Origin of the sequence: Mesorhizobium sp. M5C.F.Ca.IN.020.29.1.1 (assembly GCF_003997375.1) — a bacterium.
In the GTDB taxonomy this organism is placed as follows: domain Bacteria; phylum Pseudomonadota; class Alphaproteobacteria; order Rhizobiales; family Rhizobiaceae; genus Mesorhizobium; species Mesorhizobium wenxiniae.
Genome location: NZ_RZSW01000497.1, coordinates 1 through 4738, shown reverse-complemented (window position 1 = coordinate 4738; position 4738 = coordinate 1). Strand labels below are relative to the sequence as shown.

Genomic DNA, 4738 nt, shown 5'->3' with positions numbered 1-4738 from the left:
GTCTCATCCAGGCGGATCAAAACCTTGCCCGATTGCACGGCATCGCCTTCTCGGACGAAGATTTGACCGACGACGCCACCGGTTGGATGCTGTACTTTCTTGACGCTGGAGTCGACGACCAGCTTTCCCGATGCGATGACGGCTCCGGAAAGTTCGGTGACGGCAGCCAAACTCCCCGCCCCGCCAACCAGCAGGATGCAGGTTGCGACACCGCCAAGCAGATAGCGTCGAATAGTACGATCGGCCGCGAATAGCGTGCGTTGCGCCATCAGGATGCCGTCTCTTCAAGTCCGGAAACGACTTTCAGGGGAACGCCTGCCGGGCGGGTTATCTTGTTCAGGATCTCATTCTTCGGGCCAAAGGCCTGGATCCGGCCGTTCGCCATCACGAGAACCTGATCGAGGTTTGCCAGCGCGCTCGGCCGGTGTGCAACCACGATGGCAATACCGCCTCGAGCGCGAACACCCTGGATCGCCACCGTCAACGCGGCCTCGCCTTCCGAATCGAGGTTGGAGTTGGGCTCGTCGAGAATGACCAGAAACGGGTCACCGTAGAGAGCCCGGGCAAGCGCCACCCTTTGTCTCTGGCCGGCCGAAAGCGCCGACCCGGCCTCGCCGATCCGCGTCTCGTAGCCTTCCGGCAGGCGGATGACGAGATCATGAACGCCGGCCGCGCGCGCAGCCGCCAGTATCTTGTCCGAGGGCGCTTGCGGTTCGAAGCGCGCGATATTCTCGGCAATGGTGCCATCGAACAGTTGCACATCCTGCGGCAGATAGCCGACATGGTTGCCCAGCTCTTCCGGCGACCACTGGTCGAGCGTTGCGCCATCCAGCCTGACGGTTCCGCGAACTGGGAGCCATATGCCGGCAATAGCGCGCACGAGCGATGACTTGCCAGAAGCGCTCGGTCCGACGATGCCGAGGCCGACGCCCTTTTCCAATGCAAAGGTGGCGTCCTGCACGACCACACAGCCCTCGCCTGGTGGCGTAACACTGACATTTTCGACCAAAACAGCAGATCTCGGCGCAGGCAGCGAGACACTTATCGCAGTTTCGGGAAGCAGGACCAAAAGCTGGGTCAGCCGGGCCCAGGCCTGGCGGGCGGTGACAAAACCCCTCCAGTGGGCGATGGCCAGTTCGATCGGCGCGAGCGCCCGGCTCATCATGATCGAACTGGCGATCATGATGCCGCCGGTCGCTTCCTGATGGATGACCAGATAAGCGCCGATCGCCAGGATGCCCGATTGCAGCATCATGCGCAGGATCTTCGAGATCGTTCCGAGCGTCCCAGCAAGGTCGCTGGCCGTTGCATTGGTATCGAGATAGTCAGCATTGATCCCTGACCAGCGCTCGGCGATGCGTGATCCAAAGCCCATGGCCTGCAGAACCTCGACATTGCGACGTGTCGCTTCGGCAAGTGTATTGCGCGCCGCCGCTTGATTGTTTGCCTTTCTGGCGGGCTCTCTCGTGCGAATTTCGGCGAGCAATGTCAGGCTGAAGAGAATGACCACGCCGGCCAGTGCCGTCATGCCGATCCAGAAATGGAACAGGAAGCAGATTGCGAGATAGAGCGGCATCCAGGGCAGGTCGAAAAGCGCGGTCGGACCGGCGCTCGACATAAACGAACGCACCTGATCAAGATCGCGCAAGGATTGAAGGCCGTCGCCGGCGAGCTTGGTGCGCAACGGCAAACGCATGAGGGCGGCGTAGACCTGTCGGCTCAAGCGCGCGTCCAGCGCCATTCCGATGCGCACCAGCAAACGCGACCGGATGAGTTCGAGAACGCCCTGAAAAACGAAAAGTGTGCCGGCAAACACGGCGAGCCCGACGAGCGTCGGCACGCTGCGGCCGGGTATGACGCGATCGTAGACCTGCAGCATGAACAACGAGCCGGTCAGCGCCAGAACATTGACGACGCCGCTCATCAAGGCAATTCCGGCCATGGCTCGCCGGAAGGAAGCCAGAACCGCCGCGAGGGTCGTTCGCGGCTCGGATGGATGGGGATGCGACATCGCCTTCACATCAATCACGGTTCAGTCTCAGGCGGCAATGACCACGCCCGAAATCAGGCCTGATGACGAACGTGTCCGTGCCGAGCCCCCCGTCAGGTGTTACGCCTAGATAACCCAATCGTTCAACGCATAGGCGTGGATGTAGTCGATCTGCATTTCTGCAGGCGTGGCAAGCCCGTCGGCAGGCGTTCCCGCGATGCCGCCAACCGCCAGATCGACCAGCATATACATTGGCTCGTGCATGTCGGCAGGCGTTGCGGCACGGGCAACTTCGACGTCGTCGAAATACCAGACGAGTTCGTCTTCTGTCCACAGCACCCCGTATGTGTGGAACCCTGCGGTATCCGCAACATAGGCGGTAGAGGACACTTTCGTATGAGTCCCCGTTGCGTTCGAGTGGCCTGTCAAAATGAGCTTGTTCGGATCCTGCCCGACCATCTCGACGACGTCCAGTTCCGGCGGCCAGGAACCGTCCGCCGGGAGAAGCCAGAAGGCCGGCCATACCCCTTGTTTTTCGGGCATGTCGGCCCGAATTTCGAAATAGCCGTAGGTCTGCGCGAACGATTCGTAGGTCGTCAGCAAACCTGACGTGTATTCGTAGTTGTTTATGTCCGGCCGGATCGCCTCAGGAGCCCGGGCGGCGGTAATCGTGAGAACACCGTCCTCAACGCTGAACGGATTGACGGAACTCGTCGGGGCGTAGTCGGTGTCGATGTACCATTGAAGCTCTTTGTTGCTCGTGAGCGAGCTGCCGTTTGCGGCCCCCCACCAGAAATTCGAGTCCCAGGTGCCGCTCGAACCATTCCACAGGTCCAGCGTGTCGAACTCGTCCGAAAATGTGAGTTCCAGAGCCGACCTGTCCACGGCCAGCTTGAACTGGCTTGCGGTGAACTCGCCGATGGTCTTGTTGGCGAAGACGAGAAACTCGCTGTCGGACAGATTGAGTCGGACGTTCGCTCCCGACTGCACCATATTGGCGCGCACCTCCTCGAAGGAGGTGAAGCCGTAGCTCCCGACGCGAACGGTATCCGTCGCGCCAAAGTCCAGGATCAGATCACTGCCGTTGCCGGGGTTTACAACGAAAATATCCGCCCCCGATCCGCCCTTCAAAACGTCATCGCCCCGTAAGCCGTCGAGCGTCTGTTGGCCGGAGCCGCCGGTAATGATGTTGTTCAGCTCGTTTCCGAAAGCATATCGTTTGTCGCCCGTGACTGTCAGGTTCTCGAAATTGGCTGGGAGCTTATAGCTCATCCAGGTCGAGATGGTGTCGATACCCTCGCCGGACAGCTCGACCGCTTTGTTTTTCGAGGAATACAGATAATAGATGTCATCGCCCTTGCCGCCACGCATTGTGACGGTGACGTTGCCGTCGCCATACATCGAGTCGTTGTACGTGCTGCCATAAAGCGTTGGGCCGGAATTCGTCGCCGAGTACCACTTTACGGAGGATCCGCTGTAGGGAAGTGGAACGCCCTTGGCGTTCAGTACCGTGGCCATCCCGGTCTTTTCTCCTTTGTCTCGCCTCGATGCAGCCCTAACATTTATCGAGGCAAAAGGAGCCAGTACGTTTTGGCTTTCGACTTAGGAGAGTTACCAAAAGCTTAACACGCCGTGGGACTATTTGCCGGCCCAACCCAGATGAACTGCTAATAGACCTTGAAAGCGCCCGCATCGCCTCGCGCATCCACATCGGTGATCAGCATGTGCCCCGGCGATACCGTGATCGAGGTCGCGAGTTCGGCACGAGTAAGTGCAACTTGTGCGGTTATGCTGCTAGCCCAGAATACAGGGACCTCCCCGTCCATGATTTTGACCGCTTCGCCCCAGTCTGGAGCCATCAAGTCGGCTATTCCGATGACCGTGGGCTCTCCGACATGGATGGGAGAGCCGTGGGCATGCGGGAAGCGTGCGGTGACGGCGCGAACCCTGTCGACATCGCAATGGCTTATCGGACGCATCGAGACGACCATTTCGCCACCAAACGGTCCGACGCGACAAGTCCTGATCCTGGTTCGGAACTTTGGTGAGGCTTTGCCGCAGCCGATGCGGCGGAGTTTCACGCCCTTTTCGGCAAGTGCGGCTTCGACGGTCAGCGAACTGCCGAGCGCAAAAGCGGCAAAATCATCTCGCCAAAGGTCGATGATGTCCGTTCTCTGACGGGTCAGTTCCCCGAAGTGATAGATGTTGTACTGGGGGGCATCGGTGCGGATGTCAATGTCGCCCAGCGCCGGGATCAATGGACTGCCGGCGCGATTCACGCCGACCAATGGACAGGATTTGGGGTTGCGGATGCAAAACTGGTGGAAATCGCTGGCAAAGCTGCGGGGGACAATCACAACATTGGCCTGGAGCTTGCCGCGCGCCAGCCCCCCTGTATGCCCCTCATAGGCGCCCATTCTGACAAGCCTGCGCAGCCTATCCGCATCGACCAGTCGCAGGTCCTCGAAGATTGGTGAAGTGGTCAGGCGAGCCATGGCTTCCGAGGGGGTATGCGCGTTCAGAGACAAGTCGGGAGGGCGTAAGATCGTTGGCGGCTCGGCTGCTTGTCAAATTGTCAGAATCTTTCCTCAACGATAAATTGTATTTATTGGCCGGCCAACGATTGCGTCATCTTACGACCGACGCTTGCGCAAACCTTCCCGTTCTCATTGACAGCTGCGGCAGCCGATCGCTTCTATCTGTCGGGCTGCCTCATGCAGAAAGCCAAGGTCCCGGTTCATGTAGAAG

At 59.6% G+C, this 4738-nt stretch carries 4 protein-coding genes; all 4 read right to left on the bottom strand.

Annotation, left to right across the window (positions count from 1 at the left end):
- Positions 1-269: biotin/lipoyl-binding protein (locus tag EOA85_RS28050; protein WP_127211931.1), on the bottom strand; the 269-nt coding region annotated here is incomplete at its 3' end.
- Complete coding sequence (locus tag EOA85_RS28045; protein WP_127211932.1) at positions 269-2011, bottom strand: type I secretion system permease/ATPase; 1743 nt, start codon at positions 2009-2011, stop codon at positions 269-271. The genes EOA85_RS28050 and EOA85_RS28045, both read right to left, overlap by 1 nt.
- Before the next feature lie 105 nt (positions 2012-2116).
- Positions 2117-3508, bottom strand: a complete 1392-nt coding sequence (locus EOA85_RS28040; protein WP_127211930.1) for a family 16 glycosylhydrolase — start codon at positions 3506-3508, stop codon at positions 2117-2119.
- A 149-nt stretch (positions 3509-3657) separates the two neighbouring features.
- Positions 3658-4407 (bottom strand): DUF1445 domain-containing protein, encoded by a 750-nt coding sequence (locus tag EOA85_RS28035; RefSeq protein ID WP_245486079.1) that lies wholly within the window; start codon positions 4405-4407, stop codon positions 3658-3660.
- Between the last annotated feature and the right edge of the window lie 331 nt (positions 4408-4738).

Coding starts and splice junctions, on each gene's coding strand:
- EOA85_RS28045 (WP_127211932.1), bottom strand. CDS start 2,011: ATGTCGCATCCCCATCCATCCGAGCCGCGAACGACCCTCGCGGCGGTT.
- EOA85_RS28040 (WP_127211930.1), bottom strand. CDS start 3,508: ATGGCCACGGTACTGAACGCCAAGGGCGTTCCACTTCCCTACAGCGGA.
- EOA85_RS28035 (WP_245486079.1), bottom strand. CDS start 4,407: ATGGGCGCCTATGAGGGGCATACAGGGGGGCTGGCGCGCGGCAAGCTC.